This is a genomic window from Brevibacillus brevis (assembly GCF_900637055.1).
GTDB lineage: Bacteria > Bacillota > Bacilli > Brevibacillales > Brevibacillaceae > Brevibacillus > Brevibacillus brevis.
In genome coordinates, this window is sequence record NZ_LR134338.1 from 1,777,534 (window position 1) to 1,804,016 (window position 26,483).

26 protein-coding genes and 1 riboswitch are annotated in these 26,483 nt (G+C 49.2%); of the genes, 10 read left to right on the plus strand and 16 right to left on the minus strand.

All coding sequences use genetic code 11. The features are described from left to right. Positions 1-46: 46 nt before the first annotated feature. From EL268_RS09085 to acnA, 5 genes are all read right to left on the minus strand, one after another. Positions 47-1,360 carry a phytoene desaturase family protein gene (locus EL268_RS09085; RefSeq protein WP_164724451.1) on the minus strand — a complete coding sequence of 438 codons (1,314 nt, stop codon included), beginning with the start codon at positions 1,358-1,360 and terminating at the stop codon, positions 47-49. 188 nt (positions 1,361-1,548) lie between these two features. Beyond that, entirely contained in the window at positions 1,549-1,872 is a 324-nt protein-coding gene (locus tag EL268_RS09090; RefSeq protein WP_106654546.1) for a DUF3892 domain-containing protein, read from the minus strand. Between the two features lie 78 nt (positions 1,873-1,950). Beyond that, the gene (locus EL268_RS09095; RefSeq protein ID WP_106654547.1) at positions 1,951-3,543 is read right to left on the minus strand and encodes an alkaline phosphatase family protein; all 1,593 of its coding nucleotides are present in this window, start codon (positions 3,541-3,543) and stop codon (positions 1,951-1,953) included. A 79-nt stretch (positions 3,544-3,622) separates the two neighbouring features. Beyond that, positions 3,623-4,804: an alanine racemase gene (gene alr / locus EL268_RS09100; protein WP_106654548.1), complete on the minus strand. Its 1,182-nt coding sequence runs from the start codon at positions 4,802-4,804 to the stop codon at positions 3,623-3,625. A 239-nt stretch (positions 4,805-5,043) separates the two neighbouring features. Next, on the minus strand, positions 5,044-7,773 hold the full coding sequence (acnA, locus tag EL268_RS09105) for an aconitate hydratase AcnA (protein ID WP_106654549.1): 2,730 nt from the start codon (positions 7,771-7,773) through the stop codon (positions 5,044-5,046). Positions 7,774-8,063: 290 nt separating this feature from the next. On the opposite strand from acnA, the gene EL268_RS09110 reads away from it, so the two are divergent. Genes EL268_RS09110 through EL268_RS09120 form a run of 3 tightly spaced genes read left to right on the plus strand, consistent with a single transcriptional unit; the run spans position 8,064 to position 11,554 of the window. Beyond that, on the plus strand, positions 8,064-9,821 hold the full coding sequence (locus tag EL268_RS09110; RefSeq protein WP_106654550.1) for an ABC transporter ATP-binding protein: 1,758 nt from the start codon (positions 8,064-8,066) through the stop codon (positions 9,819-9,821). Positions 9,822-9,824: 3 nt separating this feature from the next. Continuing rightward, on the plus strand, positions 9,825-10,499 hold the full coding sequence (locus tag EL268_RS09115; RefSeq protein WP_106654551.1) for a response regulator transcription factor: 675 nt from the start codon (positions 9,825-9,827) through the stop codon (positions 10,497-10,499). Continuing rightward, entirely contained in the window at positions 10,496-11,554 is a 1,059-nt protein-coding gene (locus tag EL268_RS09120; protein ID WP_106654552.1) for a sensor histidine kinase, read from the plus strand. Before EL268_RS09115 ends, EL268_RS09120 begins: the two co-directional genes overlap by 4 nt. A 63-nt stretch (positions 11,555-11,617) precedes the next feature. Here the strand turns inward: EL268_RS09120 and EL268_RS09125 are convergent, their stop codons facing one another. The 5 genes from EL268_RS09125 to EL268_RS09145 form a co-directional block, all read right to left on the minus strand. Continuing rightward, positions 11,618-12,643: a ThiF family adenylyltransferase gene (locus tag EL268_RS09125; protein WP_106654553.1), complete on the minus strand. Its 1,026-nt coding sequence runs from the start codon at positions 12,641-12,643 to the stop codon at positions 11,618-11,620. 4 nt (positions 12,644-12,647) lie between these two features. Then, positions 12,648-13,355 (minus strand): molybdenum cofactor biosynthesis protein, encoded by a 708-nt coding sequence (locus tag EL268_RS09130; RefSeq protein ID WP_047071883.1) that lies wholly within the window; start codon positions 13,353-13,355, stop codon positions 12,648-12,650. 103 nt (positions 13,356-13,458) lie between these two features. Continuing rightward, a complete protein-coding gene (locus EL268_RS09135) occupies positions 13,459-14,277 on the minus strand; it encodes an SPL family radical SAM protein (RefSeq protein WP_106654554.1) in 819 nt (272 codons plus the stop codon). Positions 14,278-14,289: 12 nt separating this feature from the next. Beyond that, positions 14,290-15,003 (minus strand): 2OG-Fe(II) oxygenase, encoded by a 714-nt coding sequence (locus EL268_RS09140; RefSeq protein ID WP_106654555.1) that lies wholly within the window; start codon positions 15,001-15,003, stop codon positions 14,290-14,292. Then, positions 14,996-15,535, minus strand: a complete 540-nt coding sequence (locus EL268_RS09145) for a methylated-DNA--[protein]-cysteine S-methyltransferase (RefSeq protein WP_106654556.1) — start codon at positions 15,533-15,535, stop codon at positions 14,996-14,998. Before EL268_RS09145 ends, EL268_RS09140 begins: the two co-directional genes overlap by 8 nt. Positions 15,536-15,708: 173 nt before the next feature. On the opposite strand from EL268_RS09145, the gene moaC reads away from it, so the two are divergent. The 5 genes from moaC (at position 15,709) to EL268_RS09170 (ending at position 20,919) form a co-directional block, all read left to right on the plus strand. Next, positions 15,709-16,191 carry a cyclic pyranopterin monophosphate synthase MoaC gene (moaC, locus tag EL268_RS09150; protein WP_047071888.1) on the plus strand — a complete coding sequence of 161 codons (483 nt, stop codon included), beginning with the start codon at positions 15,709-15,711 and terminating at the stop codon, positions 16,189-16,191. A gap of 3 nt (positions 16,192-16,194) precedes the next feature. Beyond that, on the plus strand, positions 16,195-17,451 hold the full coding sequence (locus EL268_RS09155; RefSeq protein ID WP_106654557.1) for an MFS transporter: 1,257 nt from the start codon (positions 16,195-16,197) through the stop codon (positions 17,449-17,451). A 60-nt stretch (positions 17,452-17,511) separates the two neighbouring features. Continuing rightward, a riboswitch (SAM riboswitch) is annotated at positions 17,512-17,627 on the plus strand. A gap of 86 nt (positions 17,628-17,713) precedes the next feature. Beyond that, positions 17,714-18,895 (plus strand): pyridoxal phosphate-dependent aminotransferase, encoded by a 1,182-nt coding sequence (locus EL268_RS09160; RefSeq protein ID WP_106654617.1) that lies wholly within the window; start codon positions 17,714-17,716, stop codon positions 18,893-18,895. Between the two features lie 150 nt (positions 18,896-19,045). After that, positions 19,046-19,516, plus strand: coding sequence for a hypothetical protein (locus EL268_RS09165; protein ID WP_106654558.1), 471 nt, complete (start codon positions 19,046-19,048; stop codon positions 19,514-19,516). Between the two features lie 194 nt (positions 19,517-19,710). After that, the gene (locus tag EL268_RS09170) at positions 19,711-20,919 is read left to right on the plus strand and encodes an aminotransferase-like domain-containing protein (RefSeq protein WP_106654559.1); all 1,209 of its coding nucleotides are present in this window, start codon (positions 19,711-19,713) and stop codon (positions 20,917-20,919) included. Between the two features lie 55 nt (positions 20,920-20,974). Here the strand turns inward: EL268_RS09170 and EL268_RS09175 are convergent, their stop codons facing one another. From EL268_RS09175 to EL268_RS09185, 3 genes are all read right to left on the minus strand, one after another. Then, the gene (locus EL268_RS09175; protein ID WP_106654560.1) at positions 20,975-21,793 is read right to left on the minus strand and encodes an alpha/beta fold hydrolase; all 819 of its coding nucleotides are present in this window, start codon (positions 21,791-21,793) and stop codon (positions 20,975-20,977) included. A gap of 144 nt (positions 21,794-21,937) precedes the next feature. Next, on the minus strand, positions 21,938-22,786 hold the full coding sequence (locus EL268_RS09180; RefSeq protein ID WP_007721249.1) for a family 1 encapsulin nanocompartment shell protein: 849 nt from the start codon (positions 22,784-22,786) through the stop codon (positions 21,938-21,940). A gap of 37 nt (positions 22,787-22,823) precedes the next feature. Beyond that, positions 22,824-23,423, minus strand: a complete 600-nt coding sequence (locus EL268_RS09185; RefSeq protein WP_048034009.1) for an IMEF encapsulin system ferritin-like cargo protein — start codon at positions 23,421-23,423, stop codon at positions 22,824-22,826. 330 nt (positions 23,424-23,753) lie between these two features. Here EL268_RS09185 and EL268_RS09190 point away from each other — a divergent pair, with 330 nt between their 5' ends. Both EL268_RS09190 and EL268_RS32695 read left to right on the plus strand, forming a co-directional pair. Then, positions 23,754-24,035 carry a DUF2325 domain-containing protein gene (locus tag EL268_RS09190; RefSeq protein WP_007721245.1) on the plus strand — a complete coding sequence of 94 codons (282 nt, stop codon included), beginning with the start codon at positions 23,754-23,756 and terminating at the stop codon, positions 24,033-24,035. A gap of 64 nt (positions 24,036-24,099) precedes the next feature. Then, positions 24,100-24,246 carry a hypothetical protein gene (locus EL268_RS32695; protein ID WP_162837758.1) on the plus strand — a complete coding sequence of 49 codons (147 nt, stop codon included), beginning with the start codon at positions 24,100-24,102 and terminating at the stop codon, positions 24,244-24,246. Between the two features lie 30 nt (positions 24,247-24,276). Here the strand turns inward: EL268_RS32695 and EL268_RS09195 are convergent, their stop codons facing one another. From EL268_RS09195 to EL268_RS09205, 3 genes are all read right to left on the minus strand, one after another. Beyond that, the gene (locus tag EL268_RS09195; protein ID WP_007721243.1) at positions 24,277-24,555 is read right to left on the minus strand and encodes a S1C family serine protease; all 279 of its coding nucleotides are present in this window, start codon (positions 24,553-24,555) and stop codon (positions 24,277-24,279) included. 22 nt (positions 24,556-24,577) lie between these two features. Beyond that, on the minus strand, positions 24,578-26,029 hold the full coding sequence (locus EL268_RS09200) for a recombinase family protein (RefSeq protein ID WP_106654561.1): 1,452 nt from the start codon (positions 26,027-26,029) through the stop codon (positions 24,578-24,580). 112 nt (positions 26,030-26,141) lie between these two features. Next, positions 26,142-26,462, minus strand: a complete 321-nt coding sequence (locus EL268_RS09205; protein ID WP_017250460.1) for a winged helix-turn-helix transcriptional regulator — start codon at positions 26,460-26,462, stop codon at positions 26,142-26,144. Positions 26,463-26,483: the final 21 nt, after the last annotated feature.

Genomic DNA, 26,483 nt, shown 5'->3' on the forward strand with positions numbered 1-26,483 from the left:
GGCGAAGTCCGGAAGCTGCCGAAAGGATAGGGATAGATAGCCAAGATCAGCTGCGCAAATCTGACCTCCCTTCCATTGAGTTATATTCACGAATGACCTCTTGTGCAGCTCGTTTCGCACTGGCAAAAACCGCGTCTACTAAAACTTCACCTCGCCCAGTCCAATCACCGGCCACATACAACCCGTACACTTCTGGAACGGAGGGGCCATAACTTTTATCGATCCGATCGATAGAATCAAAGTCGTGAGCAACTTTGATTTTCGGCAAAAATTGACGGGCAACCTGTTCATTTCTCCATCCAGGTTGTATAAAGTCTAATGCCTCCTCCAATTGGCTTTCTTCGTTCTTTGAGTGGTCCGAGCCGAAACCGATATCTTTGCATGCATGGATGATGACCGATCCATCCTCACTTGCATTGGAAATAACTGAGGGGGTACTAATAAAAATGGGCCGATCCAAAAAGAAAGTGAAGTACCGTTTGGGATTAGAAATGGGCAGCTTACGCAATGCAACATCTAGACAAGCGGCATAAATTGGTTTTGTACGATCCCGCCACACTTTCAGCGATGTATGCTCCGCATTCTTAACCATCTTGAAGGTTTCGGATGGTCCTGCTGTGACGATGACATAGGAGGTTTCCAGTTTCTCGCCATCCGCAAAATAGAGTTGCCGGACTTTATCTTGATCATGGGCAATCTCTGATATACTTTTACGGTTTAAAATCGTTACACCTGTACGGATTGCTTCTTTCTGCAGATGATCAACCAGTTGCCCCCAACCATGATCGATATATAACACTTGGTTTCCTTTAAAAACAAGTTGCAATCGTCTCACTCCCGGAGCTGCCAAGAGTAGCTCCGGGTAAGGTACAAATGTATTCGTCCTGCAAACAGCGTAAATGAGCTGACGAATCATAGAATCGCGTATTTCCTGTTCGACCCATTCTCGAAAACTGATGGTGGGTAAAGCGTTTGTATCGATTCCCCTCAATCGGTTCACAAATCGAGTCAATTCCCATTTAGCCGAAGGTGACAGCAAGGGACTCTTCAAAAGGGAGAGTGGACTTCCGGGGAGTTCGAAAAGTTTGCCATCCCACACCATGCCGCCTTTTGCAGGCGCGTACGCACCTTCGACGGTGATTCCCAGCTCCTGTAGAACTTCTTCGGCAGCTCCACCTTTGTAAAGTGCATGGAGGCCAAGGTTGAGAGAAGTTCCATTCTTTTTGATCGTTGCGGCCCTTCCCCCTAACTGACTTGATTTTTCAATCAGAACGACTGACAGACCAGCTCTTGCCAAATAAATGGAACTTGTTAATCCGGACAACCCGCCGCCGATTACTGCAACATCATATGCATCCATGATCATCACCCTTTCTTATATCTATTACTAAGTCGTAAATAATCATCTTTTTGTGACAACTCAAGTCTCCAAGGTGGGCAAGTATTCAAAGAACGTTCGACGCTCCGATTCCTTGCCAGATTTATCCATAAAGCCAATGCAACTAGATACAAAAAGGTCGCCCGGATCATGTGGGCGACCTTTTTTCATCAAAAGTCAGGCAGATTATCCAAATTGTTTTCCTTAATCCCGTCTGGCTCACTCCGCAGAATGTCTCTCCCATACTTGTGAAACACGTCTACATGAGCCAGCTTGCCAGCTTTTGCATCGTTGAGTGCTGTGATATAGTCGAGTTCACGACCGGAGTCTGTTTTAAAGGCGATCAAGTCTCCATCGTCGTTTTTCCTGACGGCCACGATTTGCTCTTTTCCCGTATTCGCAAGTGGACTGTTCCCTTCATTTTCCTGGATCGCCTGTTGTTCTCCAGCATTTTTGTACGCTTCGTAAATTTGTTCAAAGCTCGGTTGATCCATGTATCATTCCTCCTCATCAGTAGGGTGCCTAAAATGGAGGGGAACATGTATTCGTTTTTTCAATAAAACCTGATTCACTCATTCGGTTGTCAGGCGCAACAGCCAGTCTTTCATATCGACGAGACGCAATGCTTGGGGGCGCGTCGTTGTCCCGATTACTAGCATGGGAACGATTGAGTCCATCTCGTGCAAGGAACCGTGTGCAGCACCGCCGATATGGGTGGGGGAGTTTTCCGTTATAAGCTCATGGCCAGGCTGAACAGTAACGACCACATATCTGCCTTCATGCGAATTCATTGCGCCGTAGAGCCTCGCCAAAACGTCAGGATATTTCCCATACGTGATCCGATTCTTTTTCATGGTAATATCGAGCAGACGCGGATCACCACTGAAGGTCCATGATTGACCGTATGGATCAGTATAGGGACCCTTTAGCTGGTAAGTAAATTGTCGGTTGACCGTGCCTGCTGTTACGACAATCTTGTTGCCTTCCTTCCGCGCAATGATGTCCAGCTTCGGTTCACGCTGCAAACGTTTTACGATATCGGGTAACGGAATACGCGGGTCCAGGGCATAAATATAGGCCATCCGTTCGTTGGTTGAAATCACAATTTGGTCAGTGGGTGTGAGGGGTCGACCGATTTTCGCGATCTGATAAGGGGTCAAAAAGTCACGCAAATCAATGGTAGCGACCTGGCGATCATCAAGAACAGCGCTCTGGGCACTATCTCCCATGACGATCCACCGCGCTTCCTTGACTGCCTTGTCCCATGAACCAAAAGCATCAAGCACGGTTTGCAGGGCTTTATCTGCTTTTTCAATCCCTTCGATGGAAGCTGCTCCCTTCATGTGTACCTCCATGTCATTTTCCGGCAAGTACGCGATGGTAAGAGGGGGAAGCTTCTTGTTGGTGATGAGATAATTGATCTCCTGCGCGGAAAACTCATCATTCATCCCGTATTTCCGCCAAATGCGCTTTTCACTTTTTTGATTCGGATCAAGCTGGGCAAATGCTGCATACGACAGCAGTTTTGGCCCGTACACATTCACCTCGCCCGGCAAACGTGTACTGAATTCAACGAGACGGGGAATCTGCAAGGTGTGCGCTGTTTTGCCTCTCCAAATAATACCATTGATCGAAGCGGTATCCTTGCCTTTTTCAGCCAGTTCTTCATGAATAGTTTTCGTATGCGGATTGAGCTGGACCAGATTCAATTGATGAAGGATATCTAGCAGTACTTGTGGCTGATCGATCTTTAGACCTTCTTTGGGACCATACCCGTAATAAATCATCCGTTTTTCCTTGTTGCTGAACCAGGATAATCCCGGTACATGATGCTGATTGGCATACGTACCTGTAAGGAGAGTGCTGTCGATGGTTACCGACATGGTGGGAAATGAGCTCACAACATGCGGGTAATAGCGCCCGTTAGCAAGCAAATAACCCAAAGCAGGAGCGCGGCCTTGCCGGATCGCTTCTTGCAGGGGTTTGTCCATTAACGAATCAATGAGAATGAGCAGGACAGGCTTTTGCGATGCATTTCTCTCAGCCGAGGGCTGAGCCTTAAGGCTATGCTGACGGATTTGGGAAGCTGAGTCTGGCTTGCAGCTGATCACAGTCAGACTCAGCGCCAACAGGAGAAGGATGGCGTATGTGAATCGCGATTTCATGTTTCCATTCCTTTTTTGCGAATTTGGTTTTCCCTATTTTTTGTTTTCGCAAAAAAATTATTCTCCAAGCCTGCCTCATTTAACCTTCCGGCAACAGATGAGTGATCTCTACAACCACCCCATTTTCCAAAAACAAACGAGGGATGCGATTACTGAGGGTCGCAACGACTTCATAGTTGATCGTCCCGAGCATTTCGGCAATCTCATCGACAGTAATCTCGCGGTTCCCTTGCTTGCCGTAAATCACGACCTCATCGCCTTGCTTTCCACTGCCTTCTCCCAAGCTGACCATCATCTGATCCATCGTCACTCGCCCTGCAATCGGCAAACGTCTGCCTCGATACAGAACAAATCCCCGGTTAGAGAGTGCGCGCGAATAACCGTCGGCATAACCGATTGGAATCGTCCCGATGACCTCTCCGCGCTTTGCTATGTATGTAGCACCATAACTAATGGTAAACGGTGGCGTCAGCATTGTCTTTACATAGGAGAAGCGCGATTTCAAGCTGAGTGCCGGAACGAGCTTCACACGATTGAGTTGTCGGATATAAGCGGATGGATACAGTCCATACATGCCGATTCCGAGGCGGATCATATCGGCGCTGTATTCGGGAAAAGCAATGGTTGCAGCGGTGTTGCTCATGTGTACGGTCGGAAGCTCGAAGCCTTTTTCCTTCAGATAACGAAGATAATCAACAAATAACTCGTGTTGCGCTTTGGTTAATGTCTGATCGGGTTCATCCGCAGTGGAAAAATGAGTGAAGATTCCGGTCCATGCAAGGGAAGAGCTTGACGTTAAAGCCTTCACGACTGAAAGCAACCCGGATTTTGTCCGAACGCCCAAGCGCCCCATCCCGGTGTCTACGTTAATATGGATGTTCAGACGATTGGAGAAAGCCGTTGATTTGACCATTTTATCGGCTTTTTTAATCCAATCGGTCTGAAACGCGGACAGCTCTATATTCCAAGCAACCGCCTCTTTGACACGGGAAAGGGGGGTGAATCCCAGCACGAGTATAGGTGCTGCAATTCCCGCCTTGCGTAAGACGATGCCTTCTTCCAGGATGGCGACAGCGAGGGAAGTAGCCCCGTACTCGAGGGCATGGCGTGCTACTCCGGCAGAACCATGGCCATAGGCATTCGCTTTGACAACCGCCATGATTTTCGTCTGTTCAGGAATATGCCGGCGTATCGCCCGAATATTTTTCTTGATGGCATCGAGATTAACCTCGATCCAGGTTTCGCGAAATAACTGTTTCATCACGAATCCCTCCTTTTTCTGGGAAACACTTCCCTCTTCCATGCGTATTCACTGAATCTTCCACTTAAGCGTGGCCCATCAGGAAGAAAAAACAAAAAGCAAGTCATCAGCACGGCGGCCTGCAAGCGACAACCATAAGTCTGGGTGGAAACGCAAAAAAGAGCAGACTGCCGAAATACTCGGAGTCTGCTCTTTTCGTTGGGTGGGTGCTGATACGAACTTATTTTTTATTCGTTTGCTTACGCGTTTACTGGTTTGCCTTCATCCAGCAATTGACGCAGAACCGTTTGCAGGATACCACCATTGCGGTAGTAGTCTACGTCTACCATGGAATCGAGGCGCACGATTACTTCGAATGCGAAGGTGCTGCCGTCTTTCTTCGTTGCTTCTACTTTTACGCGTTGACCAGGTTGTACATCATCGGAGAGACCAACAATGCTGAAGGACTCAGTACCGTCGATGCCGAGGGACTTCCAGCTTTGGCCATCAGCGAATTGCAGAGGCAGAACGCCCATACCAACCAGGTTAGCACGGTGGATACGCTCGAAGCTCTCAGCGATAACTGCTTTGATACCCAAGAGGAATGTACCTTTTGCTGCCCAGTCACGGGAAGAACCAGTACCGTACTCTTTACCAGCCAGTACAACGAGTGGAGTACCGTCTGCTTGATACTTCATGGAAGCATCGTAGATGGACATTACTTCGTCAGTTGGCAAGTATTTGGTTACGCCGCCCTCAGTGCCAGGAGCCACTTGGTTGCGGATACGGATGTTCGCAAATGTACCGCGCATCATTACATCGTGGCTACCACGGCGAGCACCGTAGGAGTTGAAGTCTTTGCGCTCTACGCCGTTAGCTTGCAGATAGAGACCTGCTGGGCTAGTTGGCGAGATGTTGCCTGCTGGGGAGATATGGTCAGTTGTCACAGAATCACCGAAGAGTGCGATAGTGTTCGCTGCTTTGATGTCTGCGATTTTAGCGATTTCTCCAGCCAGGTTTTGGAAGAATGGCGGCTCTTGGATGTACGTGGATTTTTCATCCCACTCGTACAGGTCGCCAGTTGGAACGTCGATTTTGTTCCAAGCTTCGTTTTGTGTGAACACTTGGCCGTACTCAGCGCGGAACAGAGCAGGATTCATTGCTTTGTCCATTGCAGCTGCGATCTCTTGTGGAGTTGGCCAGATGTCTTTCAAGAATACAGGTTGACCGTCTTTGCCAGTGCCGATTGGCTCTGTAGTCAGGTCGATATTTACAGTACCTGCGAGTGCATAGGCGATAACCAATGGAGGAGAAGCGAGGTAGTTCGCTTTTACCTGTGCATGGATACGGCCTTCGAAGTTACGGTTACCGGAAAGTACCGCTGCAACTGTCAGATCTTCGTCAGCGATAGCTTTGCTGGTTTCCTCTGGCAATGGACCGGAGTTACCGATGCAAGTGGTGCAACCATAACCTACGACGTTGAATCCGATAGCATCCAAGGAGTCGATCAGACCAGCGTCTTTCAGGTATTGTGTAACGACACGGGAACCTGGAGCCAGGGAGCTTTTTACGAAAGCAGGCTTTTTCAGGCCTTTTTCCACAGCTTTTTTCGCCAGGATACCTGCACCCAGCATTACGCTAGGATTTGATGTATTGGTACAGGAAGTGATCGCTGCGATTACAACCGAACCAGTTTTCAGCGTAGCTGTTTCACCGTTAGCATAAGCAACTGGTGCGCTAGCTGCGATTTTCTCTTCGGAGAGGCCAAATCCGCCTTTGTCGATCGGCGTCACGAGGCTGGTATTGAAGGATTCCTTCATAGCAGTCAGCTCTACGCGGTCTTGTGGACGTTTTGGACCAGCCAAGCTAGGTACGACAGTGGACAGATCCAGTTCCAATGTTTCGGAGAATACTGGGTCTGGAGTTTCGTCAGTACGGAAGAGGCCTTGTGCTTTGGTGTAAGTTTCAACCAAGGAGATGAGGTCTTCTTCACGACCGGTTTGACGCATGTAGTTGAGTGTCTCAGCATCTACTGGGAAGAAGCCCATTGTAGCGCCGTACTCAGGTGCCATGTTCGCTACGGTAGCGCGGTCAGCCAGCGAGATGTTGGACAGGCCTGGTCCGTAGAACTCCACGAATTTACCTACAACGCCTTTTTTACGCAGCATTTGTGTAACAGTCAGAGCGAGGTCGGTTGCAGTTGCACCAGCACTCAGGGTACCAGTCAGTTTGAAACCAACGACTTCTGGCGTTACGAAATACAGTGGTTGGCCGAGCATTCCTGCTTCTGCCTCGATACCACCAACACCCCATCCAAGAACACCAAGACCGTTGATCATAGTGGTGTGGGAGTCAGTACCTACGAGAGAGTCAGGGAAAGCAACCAATTCGCCATCTACTTCGCGAGTAGCGATTACAGTTGCAAGGTACTCCAAGTTTACTTGGTGAACGATACCAGTAGCTGGAGGAACCGCACGGAAGTTGTCAAACGCAGTTTGTGCCCAACGCAGGAAGCGGTAGCGCTCTTGGTTGCGTTCGAATTCCAATTTCATGTTGTTGTCCAGAGCGGAGGCGTTACCGAAATCGTCAACCATGACGGAGTGGTCGATAACGAGGTCAACTGGAACCAATGGGTTGATTCGTTTTGGATCTCCACCAGCGCGCTTCATCGCGATGCGCATCGCTGCCAAGTCAACTACAGCCGGTACACCGGTGAAGTCTTGCAGAACGATACGAGCTGGCATGAGAGGTACTTCTTGGTTTTCATCGCGGCCTTTTGTCCAGGTCGCCAATTGTTGTACGTGTTCTTTGGTGATCGCGCGGCCATCGAACTGACGTACAGCAGCCTCGAGCAGAACTTTAATGGAGAACGGCAGTTTGGAAACATCGCCCAATCCTTGTTCTTCCAACCCTTGCAGGCGATAGTAAGCAAAAGACTTGTCGCCTACTTGCAGGGAAGACTTTACTTTGTAAGCATCTTTGTTAGCCAATGTATACAACCTCCCTATAATAACTTGGAGTTTCATCTGGTGAAACGTTGTTTCGTTTCTTCATTACGAACCTATTATATACGATTTGTTTCCCGGCTTCTACCCCAAATTCATCATTTATATACAAAAATCATAGGTAAAGAAAATTGGATCACGAACGTCTTCTTATTAGAAAGAAGAAAATTGCACGCACTTCAATTATTATCCCGTTTATATTTCGTTTACATTCATGCAGTATCGTATCTCTTGCAAGTGAAAATGAGTAGAGGAAAAAGGGGAGAAATAAACGAATGGAACAGACCAATAGCGTAGCGAAATGGGGAAACTGGCGCCCCTTCTTTCGATTAATTATGGAAACAAAGCCATCCAAGCTCAAAATCGGTGTCGCGTTGTTCATGAGCATCGCCACCACATTGGTTAGCTTAGTGATTCCGTTGTTTACGAAGGATTTAGTGGACAGCTTTTCCCTATCTACGATCACGACACCACAAATCATTCTCTTGATCGTTGCCTTTGTCGCACAAGCGATTGCGGGAGGGCTGTCCATCTACTTATTAAATCATGTCGGCGAGAGTGTGGTAGCCTCACTCCGGGAAAGACTCTGGAAAAAACTGCTCGTCCTGCCGATCTCTTATTATGATAACAACCGGACAGGTGAGACGATTAGTCGTATGACCAACGATACCGGCGTTGTAAAAAGCTTGATTAGTGATCAACTGTCCAGCTTTTTCACAGGATTGATCACGATTGTTGGTTCTGTCGTGACGTTGCTATACCTCGATTGGCAAATGACGTTAACCATGCTCGTTGCTGTGCCATTGTGCATCGGGATTCTCATACCGCTCGGCAGTCAGATGTACAAAATTTCAAAAGGACTGCAAGACGAGACCGCCAGTTTTACGACGATTATGAATCAAGTGCTGCAAGAGATGCGGCTTGTGAAATCTTCCAATGCCGAAACACACGAACTGGGGATGGGAACAAAGGCAATCGGAAATTTGTTCCGATTCGGGCTGAAAGAAGGAAGAGTCCAAGCCGTCATTGGACCGTTAATGTCCTTTATCTTGATGGTGCTGCTCGTGGTTGTGATCGGCTATGGTGGCATGCGGGTGTCCACGGGAGCATTGACAGCTGGTGAGCTGGTCGCGTTTATTTTGTATCTAGTGCAAATTGTCATACCGCTGGGGCAATTCACACAGTTTTTCACCTCCTTGCAAAAAGCGATGGGGGCAACAGAAAGAATCATTGCGACGCTGGACGCCGAAGAAGAAGATCTTTTGACAGGACGGACGCTTGAAAACGCAGGCCAGCCCATTCATGTGAACCATGTGAGCTTTGGGTATGAGAACGGGGAAACGATACTCGATGATGTCAGCTTTACGATTGGGGCCGGAAAAGTAAATGCGATTGTCGGACCGAGCGGCAGCGGCAAGACAACGTTGTTTTCGCTGGTTGAAAGGTATTACCAGCCACTGCGTGGAGAAATCAGGCTGGGCAATGATCCCATCACGGATTTTTCCTTGAAGTCGTGGAGAAGTCAAATCGGCTACGTGTCCCAGGAAAGCCCATTGATCGCCGGAACCATCCGAGAAAATATTTGCTACGGGATTTCACGGACGATTAGCGACGAGGAACTGAAAGAGGCGGCAAAGATGGCCTATGCGGACCAATTTATTGAGGAATTGCCAAATGGCTATGAGACAGAAGTAGGGGAGCGAGGCATGAAGCTATCGGGCGGACAGCGCCAACGAATCGGCATTGCTCGTGCATTGCTTCGGGACCCGCAAATCTTGATGCTGGATGAAGCGACCTCTAGCTTGGACAGCAACTCCGAGATGATTGTCCAGAAGGCGTTGCAAAATTTAATGAAGGGGCGTACTACCCTTGTGATTGCCCATCGCTTGTCGACCGTGGTGGAAGCAGATCAAATCATCTTTTTGGAAAAGGGAAAAATCACAGGTATGGGTACACATGAAGAGCTTTTTCAAACCCATGAGATGTACCGCGAACTGGCTAGTCAGCAATTGCTCGTAAAAGAGAGGGTGTAGAACGTGACCACGATTATGGTAGTCGACGACGATCCGCATATTCGCGAGCTCGTCAGCGTCTTCTTGCGCAATGAAGGCTTTACGATAGTGGAAGCCGCAGACGGACAGGAGGCACTGGACAAACTGGAGACAGTTGCCGCACAGCTGGTGATTCTTGACATCATGATGCCGAACATGGACGGCTGGGAGCTGTGTCGGCATCTTCGCAAGCATTATGATTTTCCCTTGCTCATGCTGACGGCCAAGGGAGAGACATCGCAAAAAATCAAAGGCTTTGAGCTAGGGACAGACGATTATTTGGTGAAGCCGTTTGATCCGCAGGAGCTGGTCGTCCGGGTAAAAGCGCTGCTCAAGCGTTACCGGATTGCCGCTTCTCATCAGGTTCAAGCAGGAAGATTGCTGCTTGATCGTAAAACGTTTGCAGTCGCTAGCGGTACGAAAACTTGGACGATCCCACTAAAGGAGTTCGAGCTGTTGTTCAAACTGGCCAGCTATCCCGGGCAGACCATTTCCCGCGAGCAGCTGATCGAACAAATATGGGGATATGATTTTGAAGGAAATGAGCGCACAGTAGACGTGCATATCAACCGATTGCGGGAGCGTTTTCCGGAAGCGATGTACGGCTTTTTGATCCGGACGGTTCGGGGACTTGGTTATCGTTTGGAGATTGTCGTATGAAAATGAGAAGATCAGACCGTTCACATGTTTTGCTGAAAATCGTGGGCGTAGTGGGCTTATGTGCTGTTTTTGGCTTGTGCGGGCTTGCTGCATACGGGGTTACCTCTCTTTTTTATGGCTATATGGGCTATCATCCCAATGATCTTGTAAAAACGTTGGTCCATTCAGTTATGAGCTGCATGTTGTTTATTGGAGTAGGGATGATCATTTCTTTCTTCACCATGCCAAGGCATCGGGGCAGGTTTCAACCATTGATTGATGCGCTCAGACGGATTGCCATGGGGGATTTTCGGGTCAATCTCGATATCAAGCTGGCGCACGAATGGGGGGAGCTGGTAGATGGCATCAACCACGTGGCGGAGCAATTAAATGAGATGGAGAAGCTGCGGCAAGAGTTCATCTCCAATGTTTCCCACGAAATTCAATCGCCTCTGACGTCCATCAGCGGGTTTGCTCGCGCCCTGCATAATGAAAGACTTAGCCCAGAAGAGCGTAATCGCTACTTGGAGATTATCGAGTCAGAAAGCAAGCGACTGTCCAAGATCAGTGACAACCTGCTTAAACTCACTGCCCTAGAGGGCATCCAGCATGATTTGGAGCGGAAGCCGTATCGGTTGGACACGCAACTACGCACAATCATCCTCGCATGCGAGCCGCAATGGATGGCGAAAGAGATTGAAATGGACATAGACTTGGAAAAAGTCGAAATTGTCGCCGACGAGGATATGCTGAGTCAAGTCTGGACCAACATGCTTGGTAACAGCATCAAATTCACGGAGACAGGTGGGAAAATCAGCGTAAAGCTGGAGACGGTAAACGGAGAAGTGCTCGTGAAAATAACCGACTCGGGAATCGGGATCTCCAAGGAAAACCAGGAACGCATTTTCGAAAGATTTTTCAAGGCGGATCCATCGCGGAACCGAGCCAATTCGGGGAGTGGTCTGGGACTGGCGATCGTGAAAAAAATAATCGATTTGCATCATGCCACGATCGTCGTTGAGAGTGAAGTAGGAAAAGGTACCACGTTTACGATTACATTTGTTCAAACGGCATAAAAAAGCTGCCCCTTCGTCCGTGCGACGGTTTGGGACAGCTTATTTTCATTACGGGTAAACCAGCTACGCACCGATATACTTGGCATGGAGCGAACGTGCCTGGCTGATGTCATCCGTGCCTTGCACGAGGACGCGACCATCCGGGAAAATGACGAGCGTGTACGTATCGACACGGAAACGCAGCAAAAACTTGTTTTGCTCGATTTGTCCCAAAGGAGAGAGTCTATCAGCCAATGCGTTCAGATCAAGCGTGATTGCAGCGGCCGGCGAGATTTGTACGGTGTCTCGACCGCAAAGTGAAACGGCTTGTCCATCCTGGGTATCCGGCTGCAAAAACGAAAATTGCTTCTGCCCGCATGTCGGACAGTCGTCTCGGCGAGCATTGACCACTTTGATTTGCTGATGGCGGTTATGCCAAATCTCAAAGTGCTCCAAATTCGGATTGAGCTCATCGGTTGCGCCCACTAACAGCTTGAACGCTTCTGTTGCCTGATAGGAGGCGACGATGTGAATGATCGGTCCGATAACGCCAGCCGTGTCACAGGTAGGCATCTCACCCGGGTTTGGCGCTTCAGGGAAAAGACAGCGCAAGCAAGGCGTGATCCCCGGACGAATCGCGGTAAATGTTCCGGTCGCACTCACAGCTCCACCGTACACCCACGGAATACTATGCTTAACGCAAACATCGTTCACGAGATATCTCACCTGAAAGTTATCCGTTGCATCCAGAACGAGATCGACATCTGCCAGCAATTCCTCCGCATTGTAAGCGGTGAGGTCTGCGACAATCGGTTCGATGGTGACAGCTGAGTTGATCTTTGTCAACTTGGCGTGAGCGGCGATTGCTTTTGGCAAATGCTCGGCTGCATCGGATTCGTCGTAGAGCATTTGACGCTGCAGGTTGCTCGGCTCGACGAAGTCGCGGTCAATGATGCGGACAAAACCTACTCCGGCACGGACCATATGATTGGAGAGAACAGTTCCGAGGGCTCCCATGCCGACGATCGCTACACGGCTTTGCCCGAGCTTTTCCTGTCCACTGCGCCCGATCGGATGAAACAATATTTGACGGGAATAGCGAGTATCCAAGGCGTTACTCCACCTTTCCTTCTGGCATCGCAAGCGGATTCCACGGTCCTTGCTGATGTCCCTTCCATTCGCTTCCATCTTCCCACATTTCTTTTTTCCAAATGGGAACGATCTGCTTGAGTCGCTCGATGGCATAACGGCCTGCTTCAAACGATTCATTGCGATGCGCTGTTGCCACGGCACAAACAACCGCAATCTCTTCCACAGCCAAATTACCGATACGATGGTGCATCGCGACTTGAGCTCCCGGCCAGCGTTCCTCGATCTCTGCTGCGACCTGCTTCATTTTTTCCACAGCCATGGGGGCATATGCTTCATAGGACAAATACACCGTGCGCTGACCATGGGTAAATTCGCGAACAGTTCCGACAAAAGTAAGGATCGCGCCTGCATGCGGGTTGCTCACCAGACGAACGAGCTTGTCCGCAGAAATGGGCTCCTCGGTAATGGCGAAGCGCGGATCTTCTTCTCCGCCGCTTACAGGTGGCAAGAGGGCAATCTCGTCATCAGCTGAAATGACCTGATTTTTCGCCGCATATTCATGATTGATAGAGACAAAGCAACTGCCCAAAAGCGCAGAGAGCGCAGGATATTCTTTTTCCACTGCTTGCAGAAGATCGCTAACGGTCGCGCCTTCAGATAGGGTCAACTGTACTTCCCGGGCATTCGCACGTTCGGCGAGTCCGGCAAATAACAAGATCGTAATGGTCAAGACAATTCCTCATTTCCCTGGATGATACTACTCTCTAGGCTAGACGATATCATAAACCGATCAAAGTTGCCAATGAATGGGGTGTTTCCATTAACGGTTGCTTCTAAGGGGCGAAGCCTTCCTGACTCAAATAGATCTGATCCGGGGGAAAAACACGTAATAGCCGATCGTAGACGATCCGATAGGCGGAAGGATCATACCATTTTTCCAGTCCAAGCTGTTCATAGAGAGCGGGAATGCCGTTTCTTTTCGTTCGTTTACCGCCGCTGCCATCTCCCATATAAAAATCGTCGACACAGACACGTGTGACCAAGGGGCGCAAAATCTCCGGGAATGACTCACTGCTAGGCAAAACAGGGGCAATGGTTGCTTGTGTCGGGATGCCTGCCTCCGCCAAACGCTGGAGTGTTTTGAGCCGTGCTTGAATGGGGGGAGCGTGTGGGCTAAAGTGCCTGCGAATTTCCTCCAAATCGGTCTCGATGGTCATGCTGACGCGGACGCGATCACCCAGCAGAAGCAACAAATCGGCATCCCGCCATACCAAGGGACTCCTCGTCTGTACCAGCAAAAAATCAGGTGGATTCTCTACCATGACTTCGAGTAAAGACCTCGTCACCTTTTCCGTGTGTTCGATGGGCTGGTACGGGTCTGTACTCGAAGACATAAAGATGGTCACCTTTCCTTTTTTCTTAGCCCGCATTAACTCCTTGCGCAATAAATCGGCAGCTTGCTGCTTGATGTCAACCCACGTGCCCCATTGCTCGTTTCGAAACAAAGAGACAGGCATTTGCCGAACATAGCAATAGGAGCAGGCGAAAGAACAGCCCGTATACGGATTGAGCGAATGGGTGTAATCTGCAAGAAATCCGCTTCCTTTATTAAGGAGGGTTTTCGGCATTTTATAGGAAAGGATGTGTTTCATATTGGGCGTTCCTCACTTTGCATCATGAAAAATAATCCCGAGGCTGTAGCGCTTTCCTGAGGTAATTGTGCTGACACCGTGGCGCAGCGTGTTTTTATAATAGCCTCGCGTGCCCTGTACAGGACGATAGGATGTAGGGAAAATCAGTCCAGCGCCTTGCTCCAAGGTTATCACATGTCCCCGGCTCTGCGCGCGCGGCCGTTGCTCCATCAGCAGAAATTCTCCGCCCCTGTAGTCCTTCTCCTTCTGATTCAAGGCAAAAACAACTTGAAACGGGAAGAACACCTCGCCGTACATATCTTGATGCAAGCAATTATAGCCGCCTGTTTCATATTTCAAAATCAGTGGAGTAGAGCGCAGCTGGCCCTGATCGTGACATTGCGCCAAAAATTCAGGGAGGGTAGCAGGGTAGAGCGCTTCGCGTCCAAGCATTTCCAGCCACCGATTCGCAGTCTGCGCAAGCATCGGATAAAAGCTTTCGCGAAGCTCCTGCAAAAGCGAGGGAAGGGGAGCCTGATAATAGCGATACTCCCCTTCACCGAAACGGTATCGCGCCATTTGGATCGTATTGCGAAAAAGGTCATCCTGTCCGTACGTAGCGATTAATTCTTCGCACGCATCCGAGCTTATTAAGGAAGGAAAAGCAGCATACCCTTGTTCGTCCAACTCCTGTTGCAGGGAATGCCAGTCAAGTGCAGCGATCCTTTCTGTCAGTGAATTAGCCATGCTTTACACCCCGATTTGTCTTTTTCTCCAGATCAAGCAGAGTTGTCTTCATGGGCAGTCCTCCACGATAGCCAGTCAGTGAACCGTTTTTACCAACAACGCGGTGGCAGGGGACTGTAATGAGAAGCGGATTGGCACCAATTGCGGCACCGACGGCACGAACAGCAGCAGGCTTTTCAATGATGTTCGCAATGTCGGTGTACGATGCCGTTTGACCGTATGGGATTTGGCGCAGTGCCTCCCAGACTGCGAGCTGAAAGGGTGTTCCTTGCAGATCGCAATCCATGGAAAAATGCTCGCGTGCTCCTTGCAAATACTCCATTAGTTCTGTTGCAAAAGGCTTTAGCCATGAATCGTCTTGCACCAGTGCAATTTGTGGGCGATGCTTTTCAACCCACGCTTCCAATTCAGCAAAAGGCTGGTTGGCCGAGCCGACATAACAAAGTCCAGCAGCCGTTGCAGCTAAATAAATAGTCCAATCACCGTGCTTCAGCATTGCCCAACGTACCGTCTGATCCTTATTCGTTTCCATTTCCATACGCCTCCTTTTGAGCTGTGTACGCACAGTATACCTCCAGCACCTGTTCTTCGTACGTTTTTAGGAGTGGATGAGCAAGATAACGAAACAGTGTCCTCTACATTCCCATTGCTTTTATCCAGTGGTGGGAGTAAGGTAGGAGGAGATAGAGGAGGAACGATGCTAGTATGACTGATCAATTAACACATTTTAATGAACAAAATCGAGCGCGGATGGTAGACGTATCTGAGAAGGATGTCACAAAACGGGTAGCTGTAGCCGAGAGCCAAATCAGCATGAAGCCCGAAACACTCGCCCGAATCCGCGAAGGTCGAATCGAAAAGGGCGATGTACTCGCAGTTGCGCAGGTAGCAGGTGTCATGGCTGCCAAAAAGACGTGGGAAATCATCCCGATGTGTCATCCGCTGCCATTGACTGGCATCGACATACAATTTGCTTTTGTAGATGAAACGACGCTTGCGATTACAGGAACCGTGAAGACGACAGGGAAAACAGGCGTCGAGATGGAGGCGTTGACCGCTGTCAGCGTAGCGGCTTTGACGGTGTATGACATGTGCAAAGCCATGGATAAAGAAATGATAATCGGTCCGACCAGTCTGCAATCCAAAACAGGCGGAAAAAGCGGCGATTTCCATCGGGGAGAGAAGTAAGCCATGAGGCAAAAGTGGGAATCCTATCCGAGCAGCATTCGTTTATTGGCGATTGCTGCCGTCATTTTTTCTACCGGAATGGCATGTATTTGGCCGCTGGTCACGATCTATATTCACAACCATCTCGGAAAGCCGCTGACTGTAGCCGGCTTCTTGTTGCTTTTAAATCAAGGCGCATTCCTGATCGGGAGTATTATCGGCGGGATGATGTTTGACCGCTGGGGCAAAATGCGCACGATCATTGTTGGTTCCATCGGCGTTATTCTCATTTCGGTTGGCTTAGGTGTTACGCAAGATTTTACGATTTATGTTGTCTTGCTTCTGTTGAATGGACTGTTTTACGGAACACTTTCTCCTGTGATGAATGCACTGGCAGTAGTGTTATGGCCGGACGGAGGACGCAAAGGAATCAATCTGATTTATGTCTCCCTCAATGTGGGGGTAGCTGCCGGTTCTGCGTTGGGTGGCTTCTTGGCAAGTGTTTCGTTTGCCTGGACGTTTTTCGGTAATGCTATCTCACAAGTGATCGTCCTTGCCATGTTCATGCTCATTTTGCCGCGTCAGTTAAAATTGGCGGAACAACAACGCCAAAACTCGACGACTGGACAAAGCATGTCTGAGCAAGCAACTGGTGATGTGCTACAACAACCACAGCAAGAGTCAAAAGTGGTATGGGGAGCATTGCTGCTATTATGCGGGGGGCTATTAATTAGCTGGATTGTCTATGTACAGTGGACCACGGTACTGTCGACCTACATGCAATCTCTGGGCATTTCACTCCGTCAATACAGTTTGTTGTGGACGCTGAACGGCGGTTTGATCCTGTTTGGTCAGCCATTGATTGCGTGGGTCATTCGACGCTTTGCCCGTACGCTAAAAGCACAAATGCTCTTGGGCGCTTATATTTTTGCCTTGTCGATGTTGATTTTGTCTCAATCAACGGTTTATGCAGGCTTTGTGGCGGGGATGTTCATCATGACGCTGGGAGAAATGCTCGTGTGGCCAGCGGTGCCGGCAGTAGCTGCACAGTTTACGCCAGAGGGACGAGAGGGCTTCATTCAAGGGCTGATTGCAGGGACTGGATCAGCTGGGCGGATGCTCGGACCACTGCTTGGCGCATTCATTTTTCAATCGATTCATGCGCAGGGACTATTGTTCGTGATGGCAGGCTTGTGTCTGTTGTCTGTGGCATTCTTTGCCTTCCACACTTCTTTTCAAAAAAGGAGACATCAGGTACCCCTACAGAATCAAGCATCTTGACACGGTTTACGTGCTCAAGTAGTATGATATAGACGAAAAAACAGTATATTCCGTGTGTTTGACTTATTCAGAGAGGTGGAGGGACTGGCCCTATGAAGCCCGGCAGCGGATCTGTTCCATGTAATGGACAGATGCTGTGCCAATTCCAGCAGGATTTTTTTCCTGACAGATAAGGACGTGACCAAGCTGATCTCCCCCTTTTTCTGTATGGAAAAAGGGGGGTTTTACTGTATTGGGCCCAAGAAAGGAATGGAAGAAAGAAATGCGCATTCAACCCTCCGACATGATTGATCGACTCCCTACCCAGTTTTTTGCGACCCTGGTGGCAAAAGTAAACAAGGTCATTGCGCAAGGCCATGACGTCATTAACCTGGGGCAGGGCAATCCCGATTTGCCGACGCCGCCGCACATTATTGAAGAACTACAGGCGCAAGCGGCACAACCACTCCATCACAAATATCCGCCTTTTCAGGGACGCGTGGAACTGAAGCAGGCAGTAGCTCATTGGTATAAGCAAGAATTTGATGTGGACCTCGATCCGGAGGAAGAAGTAGCGATATTGTTCGGCAGCAAAACCGGACTGGTAGAGATTTGCCAAGTACTCATGAACGCAGGCGATGTTGCGCTGGTTCCAGACCCGGGCTATCCGGATTATTGGTCGGGGGTTGCTGTCGTCAACGGACGGATGGGCATGATGCCGTTGAAGGCGGAAAATGACTTCTTGCCAGACTACAGCCAGCTTTCCCAAGCTGACCTGGATCGAGCGAAACTGATGTTTCTCAACTATCCGAACAATCCGACAGCGGTCAACGCACCACTGGAGTTTTATGAGGAAACCATTCGTTTTGCGCGAAAACATGAAATCGTCGTCTGCCATGACTTCGCCTACGGGGCGATCAGCTATGACGGGAAAAAGCCGGTCAGCTTCATGCAGGTTCCGGGTGCAAAAGAAGTGGGTGTAGAATTTTATACCTTGTCCAAAACGTACAATATGGCAGGCTGGCGTGTTGGTGCGATGGTAGGAAATCGCGAGCTAGTTCGTCTGATCAATCTCATTCAGGACCATTACTTCGTCAGTCTGTTCGGCGCGGTGCAGATGGCGGCAGCCAAAGCGATGACGGATTCGCAGCAGTGCGTTCGCGATCTCGTGGCTGTCTACGAAAGCCGCCGCAATGCCTTGTACTCCAATCTGCATCGGATAGGCTGGCAGGCTCCGCCATCTCAAGGCTCGTTTTTTGCTTGGCTTCCTGTTCCAAGCGGCTTCACGTCCGTCGAATTTTCTGATCTGCTTTTGGAAAAAGCGCATGTCGTCGTAGCGCCAGGAAATGGCTTTGGCCCGACAGGTGAGGGCTATGTGCGAGCGGCTTTGTTATCAAATGAAGAGCGTCTCGCGGAAGCCGTCCAGCGGATTGAGCGGTTGGGGTTATTTACGAAAACAAAATAATGGCGAGGCAATTTGGCCACACTACCATACAAATGGAGTGTGGCTTTTTATTCTAGAATAAAAATCATTCTCATTATTGACAGATAATGATTTTCATTATACGATGGCATTGTTAATGATAATTAGTCTCAGCGAGAGCGGGAGGGTACCATGCGCTATCAGATTAACGGTTACACGGATATGTATACGGTGATCGCCAACGAGCGAAAGATCGGCGGAGCCATTGAAGCAGGCCAGATTCGCTTGCGGACCGGAGAAGTTTACGCCAATGCTGTTCTCACTCGTTTGGAAATGTCAGGTGCGCATTTTTGCTCGATCGGATTTGTTACAGAAGAAGGCAAAAGACTCATTGTCCATGTGAATGATATCAGCATGATCGCTGATGCTCGTCACGTCAACGTTTGTGAGCTGACGAACGAATGCATGAGAGTGGAAAAATCCGCAGAGAGACTGAAGCGATTGAAGCGTCTCTGTGAACTGAATGAAGGCAGCTGTACGCCGACCTTCCAAGAAGAGGCATTGCTGTTGGCAAACGATATCGGTATGGAAGAAGCGTCCGCGCATGTAGACCTCTCTTTCCTCCCACACACAGAGAAACCACGTGTGTTCCGCATCGCCTAGGATGATATAGCCTATACATATGGACCCCTTTTCGTTTAATACGAAGAGGGGTTTTTTGCATGCAGTGTGCCAAGACTAACGATTGAACAACCGCTCGACATAGTCAAAACCTATCTGCTCATAGCTAGCAAGGATTGGACTTACGCTGTTGACAGTGATAAAACAAGGATAACAAAATCAAGGGGGAACGGAACATGGATTACTCATTTTCAAAATCTGTTGAAGCACTATCCTCCTCGGCTGTCCGGGAAATCTTGAAGCTGACCCAAGGCAATCAAGTGCTCTCGCTCGCAGGTGGACTGCCAGCAGAGGATTCTTTTCCAATCGCAGAGATGCGCGAAGCGTTCAACCGCGCATTCGAACAAGGAGCAAAAGCTCTTCAATATGGATTGACTGATGGATACTTGCCGCTTCGTGAGTGGATTGCATCCCGCATGAAGCAAAAGCATATGAACGTCGGTGTAGATAATATGATCATCACTACGGGCTCTCAGCAAGCGGTAGACTTGTTGTGCCGTGTATATTTAGACGAAGGCGATGTCGTTCTCGTCGAAAACCCTACCTATTTGGCAGCGGTTCAGTTGTTCCAATTCCGGGGAATCAAAGCGATTCCTGTAGACGGTGATGCTGATGGGATGGATCTGGACGATCTGGCGAAAAAAATAGCCCAGTATCGCCCGAAAATGGTGTACGTCATTCCTACCTTTGCGAATCCGACAGGAAAGGTATGGAGTCTCGAACGCCGTCTCGGTTTGCTTCGTCAATGTAAGGCGCAAAACATTCTCATCCTGGAAGACGACCCATATGGAGAGATCCAATTCGATGGGGAAGCACCGTACCGCTCGATTTTCTCACTGGATGAGCATCCGACCGATTCCTGTGTGGTGTACACCAGTACCTTTTCCAAAATTGTCGCGCCCGGCTTGCGTACCGGATGGGCCATCGGGGATACCCGCGTAATTCAAATGATGGTGAAGGCGAAGCAAGCAGTTGATTTGCAGTCGAGCACAATCGACCAATACGCCCTGTATGAGCTATTATCCCGGTTTGATCTGGAGCGCCACATCGAGAAAATCCGCGAGTCCTACAAGGCGCGCATGGAATGGATGCATGAGCTCTTGGTCGCGCAAAACTGGGAGGGTGTACAGTGGGAAAAACCAAGAGGCGGGATGTTCCTCTGGGTGAATCTTCCTGAGCACGTCGATGCTGAGAAGCTGCTGGCCCGATCCGTACAGGAAGGCGTGGCATTCGTGCCAGGGAAGCCGTTTTATGCAGCCGAACCGCAAGTCAATACGATGCGCTTGAACTATACACTCTTGAACCGGGAAGACACGGAGCTTGCGATTTCACGACTGGGCAAAGCATTCCACGCCTACAGCGAATCTCTGGTGACAAATGTTTAATGGAAGCAAAAAGACAACCATTGCCATTGAGCTGGTTGTCTTTTTTCATGCATGTTTACAGGGAGAACTCTCTTTGTGCCCGATCCAGCCATTCATTCACAAGCTCTGTAAACAGAAGCGGCTGCTCAATCTGCAAGTTGTGTCCGGCACAATCGAGTGCGGTAAAAGAAGAGCGGGGATAGCCTTCGATTATATCCCAAATATCGCGATAGCCGACAGAATGATCTTGTTTGCCCACAACAAAAAGACTCGGGTAGGGGAAGGGGGCCGTATCTAATGGGAAGGACACGCCATACGCCTGTCTGATTTTACTGAGGAAAGAAGGGTCTGACAGCATGTAGCCGTCGACAATCTCTTTTTTATAGCGGTTCCACGTGTAGTTGGTAGCTACTACTGCCATCGACTTAAACTCCGCTCGTTCTGTCTCACTCAACTGCTCCCAGAGCGAAGGCTCCTCTACTAGGAGGGGTTTATCTGGCAGTGTGCGCTTTGCTTTGTCAGGAATGACGTTCGGGCAAATGAAAAGGGCGCCCTTCACTTGATCTCGGCGCTTCTCAATAACCGCCCGCGCAAGATAGCCGCCGTATGATTCACCTGCAATGAAAAAGGGCTCACCTGGAATGAGCTGATCGATGAACGCGAGGACAACCTCCAGAATATCGTCCGTGGTGTGGATATGTTCGTAGTTTTCCGTTTGTCCCATTCCCGGCAAGTCTATGTAAAGTCGTCGGTATCCCGGACGTTTCTTAAAAATTGGTTCCAGACAACCAGTCATGCAGCGGTGATCAAGTGAAAAACCGTGAATCATCACGACAGGAAAGCCGCTTCCGATCTCCTCATAATAAAGGTTGACGCCATTGACCTCGCATCTCATAAAAAAGCCCCCCAACGACATTTGTGTCAGATTGTTTTGAAAGTTCGGAACATACGTTCTTATTATAAGTGATGTGTTGCATATTTCAAGAATGAAAAAACACACCCACAACAAGAATCGTCAATGGGTGTGTCAAAGAGCTTCCTATTCTTCTGTTTCTTCCAGGGTGCAAATTGCGCTTGGACGCTTGATCCGCAATACAACGCACTCATACACACGGAACAGACTGTTCATTTGCTCGTCTCCGAGGAATGCGGAGTCGAAGTCTTCAGCAATCGCCAGGTCGAGATTGTGGCGGCCGGTCGCTACCAAAACGCCGGAACGGCCTTTAATGGTAGGAGATTGGAAGACACCATCTGTAACGAGATTGCGAACATGCTCGATCTCAAGCACGTTGGTGCCTTTGTGCACGCGATGCAAGAGAGAGTAGAGCTCAGGAGAAACAACCAGTGCATACGGACCGCTATGGCCCATTTTCAACAGCTTGTTGCGTGCTTCCACGATATCCGCAAACGCATTGCCAGATTCCATCCAATCGCTCTTCAGATGAGTGAGGCGGCCTTTTACGTTCATCAGACCTGGGAGGTCGAATTCCGCAGCACCGTTGAAGATCAGATCGTCTTCCATCAGTGCACCACCAGCAGCTGCGTTGGCAGCCGCGCTCATGTCCAAAGGCATGCCCAGTGTACGTGCTTGGGCAACATCGCGCCAGTACAGCATGAAATCCTTGTACAGGATCGGAATCGTCATGCTGACACGGCGGCTAGGCTGTGTCATTTCCAGTGATTCTCCACGCAGGGAGAGACCGCCAAAACGGGATTCCTCATATACATCGTTGGTAATGGTTTGGATGCCTTCACCCAATGGTCCATAAATATCGATAAAACGACGGCCTACAAGCTGGCGGCGAGCCATGTCAACGACAGTTGCGTCCAGCTGGTTCCATTCTTCAGTCGTCAAGGGAGAGTCTGGGTATTTACGAAGCTTGTCCATAGTGTAACCTCCATGTCATTTCAGGATTTCCGATTCTTTACATTCCTTTCAAGCTGCCAACTGTCAGTCCTTTTTTGCCAGAAACTGCAGGGGCGGAATGCTTGATCACGGAAGCAACACCGTGAGGAGCGGAAGCCGAAGCTTTCAAATGATCGACCTGGTGAATGTCGTGCCCCTCATCATGATCAGTGAGATCAGGATGAGCCGCATCAGAGAATCGTTGGCTCATGTTCGCCATGATCTCTTTGACTGTCAAATAGTCTGTATGCGTCTTTTCTCGCATGCCATCCAGGAGCTGACGTGTTTCGTCATCCTTGAATTCATACAAAGAGAGCTCCAGATGCTCGCGGAAATTGTGCAGTCCAAAACGTTCCAGATTTACATCGGACAGCATTTGCGAGAGGTCGCGATCACTTAGCTGATCCAGGCTTTTTCCTGAGGACAGCTTCTCCAGGTAGGGAACCAATTCCTGCAAGCGACCCATGCGCTGTTCTTCTTCTTCCAAAATGTGATGGTAGTAAAGACGAGTATGCTCGTCCGTTGCCGCATCGATAATCGGCTGGATAACGCCCATGAAGCTGTTGATATAACCTCTGGTGCGATCAAAAATGGCGTGCAGCTGTGTAATTTCTTGCACCCTACGCCACCTCCTCATTCACAATCTATTTTTTCATTATAACGTTGGAAAAAACACCCGGGCAACACCTATGTACATTTTCCTATGATTACGAAGAATATGATGCGGTGTAATTTGGAAAAGAGAGCGGAAACGCTAGAGCGCCGTGGCTTTGTCTATCGGCTTCGTTTCTAGTTTTGTTTTTTGACAAAAAAGTTATCATGGAGAGTATTGTCAAAGCCAATTGGGAATGATAATATTTATCAATAAGAGTGATATTCATTATCAATTAGCATTCTGAGAACAAAACATAAATCCTACATTCACCCAAATTTAAGGAGGTAACAAGTTATGTCATCCATTTTAGTAATTGGCGGAGATCGCCTGGGCAATATTATCGAATTTCTGCAAGGTCAAGGCTTCAAGGATATTCACCACGTAACTGGACGGAAAAGCTCGCAAACCGGGGTGAAAATTCCAGCTGGTATCCACATGATTTTGGTGTTGACTGATTTCGTCAATCACAACTTGGCCAAAACAGTGAAAAACCAAGCCAAAGATCGCGAGCTGCCCATCGTTTTCTGCAAGCGCTCGTGTTCTGCGATTGCCAAAGCTTTTGATCTCACTGCGTAAATACATACTCTCCAGATCGGGCAGACTACGAGCGTGAGTCTGACACCAACGGAGGAATGACGCAATGGAACAGAATCGTTTGGGTGAACTGCCTATCGCACAGCTTACGGCCGCTCAGCTGCAACAATTAAAACAGGCAGAAGAACAAATCAACACAGAAGGTCCAAATGTATATCTTATTGCATTAGAGAAGCAATCCCCGTCCTCCTAGACGGGGTTTTTTTGTTGAATCGTATGCTTCTCACTTGAATACGTATTGCTCCAGTTGCATTTTGAGGGCGTCAATTCCGATGGCGAAGCCCAAGCATTGGCTGGATTGAATGATGAATGCATTGAGACCAACGACTTCCCCATTCAAATTAATGAGTGGACCTCCGCTATTTCCTGGGTTAATGGCAGCATCCGTCTGAAAAATTTCTTCGTACATACGCTTCGCAACCTGTAAGCGACGGTTTTTGGCACTGATGATTCCCGCTGTCACAGAATTTTCCAAACCCAGTGGGGAACCACCTGTCGCCATACAGGCAAAAACAGGGGCAATTTTAGTGAAAAGACAACAGATGCAGGCAAACCCTACGATTTTTCTGACCAGAGGCAGCGTCTGTTGCTTCCGCGTCAACACGTTGGATGACTGTGCATACGAGCAATCGCCGTTCTTTTTCTTTGGCATGTGTCCAAATGAGCTGCCAATTGGAAAGCGCATCTAGATCAAGCGGTTGTCCTTTTGCAAAAGCAGAGTAAGTCTGTTCCCGTTCTTTTGCAGCCAGTTCCAACGCACTGATTTTCTCTCGTAATGCAGAAAGAGTAAGGAATCCCTCTTCATAAGCCTGTTCCCAGCGCTTCCTTCGAATTTGCAGCTGTTGCTCGGTTTCTTTCGCGGGAGCGCGGGAATTCGCTTGTAACACAGTCTGATACACTTCCTTCACCGCAGCGATGGACTCTGGCGAATACTGCATCAGCTCGTGCACAATGGCTTTTTCCAAGCGATCCTCCCGTATGGCAGGAGCATCACACGTACCAGCCAGCTTGTTTTTACACAAGTAGTAGCGGTGCGTGTAACGTTTTTCTCCTTTTCCGGTGATCGTGGTTGTTTTCCCGCGCATCGAGGAGCCACAACGCGAGCAGTACAGCAATCCGGAAAAGAGGTAGCGGGAGCTGAGAACGCGGGGATGGCTTGTTCCGCGAGCACTCATCCGCTCCTGGACCCGCGAGAAGCATGATTGATCGATGATGGCCGGGTGAGTCGCCTCTTCGATAATCCATTCCTCAGGGTCATTGCGTTGTTGATCGGCGTCAGCGTAATTCCAACGCAACGCACCATGATAGACCGGATTTTTCAACAGGCGAAGCACGGCACTTGCACTCCATGAAGCGCCATTTTTGCCGCGCAATCCGGATTGATTCGCCCATTCAGCGATTTGGCGCGGAGATTCGCCTCGATCATAGCGCTCGAACATGCTGCGTACGCCAGCTGCTTCCCTTTGATTCACGACCAGCGTTCCTCGCACCAGATTGTATCCATACGGTGCAGGTCCTCCTGGTCGTTTTCGTTCTCTTGCCATCTGACTCATTCCCAGCTTGACCCGTTCCGCCAAGTTTTCCCGTTCCCATTGTGCGAGGGCAGCCACTAAGGTTATAAAGAGTCGCCCGATTGCCGTAGTCGTATCGTATACCTCGGTGCAGCTTTTAAAGTGTACCGCATATCGATCGAACTCCTGCAGGAGCTGATACAAATCAAGAACAGAGCGCGTGAGCCGATCGAGTCGATAGACGAGTACGACATCGATTTCACCCGTTCGGATATCCTGCAGGAGCTGACCGAGTGCGGGGCGATTCGTATCTTTGGCACTTGCGCCTTCATCTGCATAGACTGCATGGACTTCCCATCCTTGGGAGTGAATGTACGAGAGCAGCTTTTCCCTTTGAGCGGGGATCGAAAACCCTTCGCGTGCCTGATCCTCCGTACTGACTCGAATGTAGACGGCCGTTCGCATCGCACGTCCTCCCTTCACCTCGGGTTGCTAGAGTGTACAGCAAAAGGGAGGAGCTTATGCCTGACCGCAAATAAAAAACCCCGCTTATCCGTCTTGGACAAGTGGGGTTATGCTACATCCATTTTTGGCCCCATTCGTGAATGGAATCAATGACAGGACGCAGATCTTTTCCTTTTTCGGTCAATTCGTACTCAATGCGAACCGGGATCTCTGGGTACACTTTGCGCTCCAAAATCTCTAGCTCCTCCAGCTCCTTCAGCCTTTCAGAGAGCATTTTATCACTCATATGCGGAACCATTTCGCGGATATCTTTGAATCGTACAGTCCCACGTAGCAACACATGAATAATCAGGCCAGTCCAGCGTTTTCCAAGGACGTTTATTGCACATTCATATTTTGGACACATGTGTTCGCCAGAAAAATCTTGACTCATATCGGCGTCACCTCTATCTAG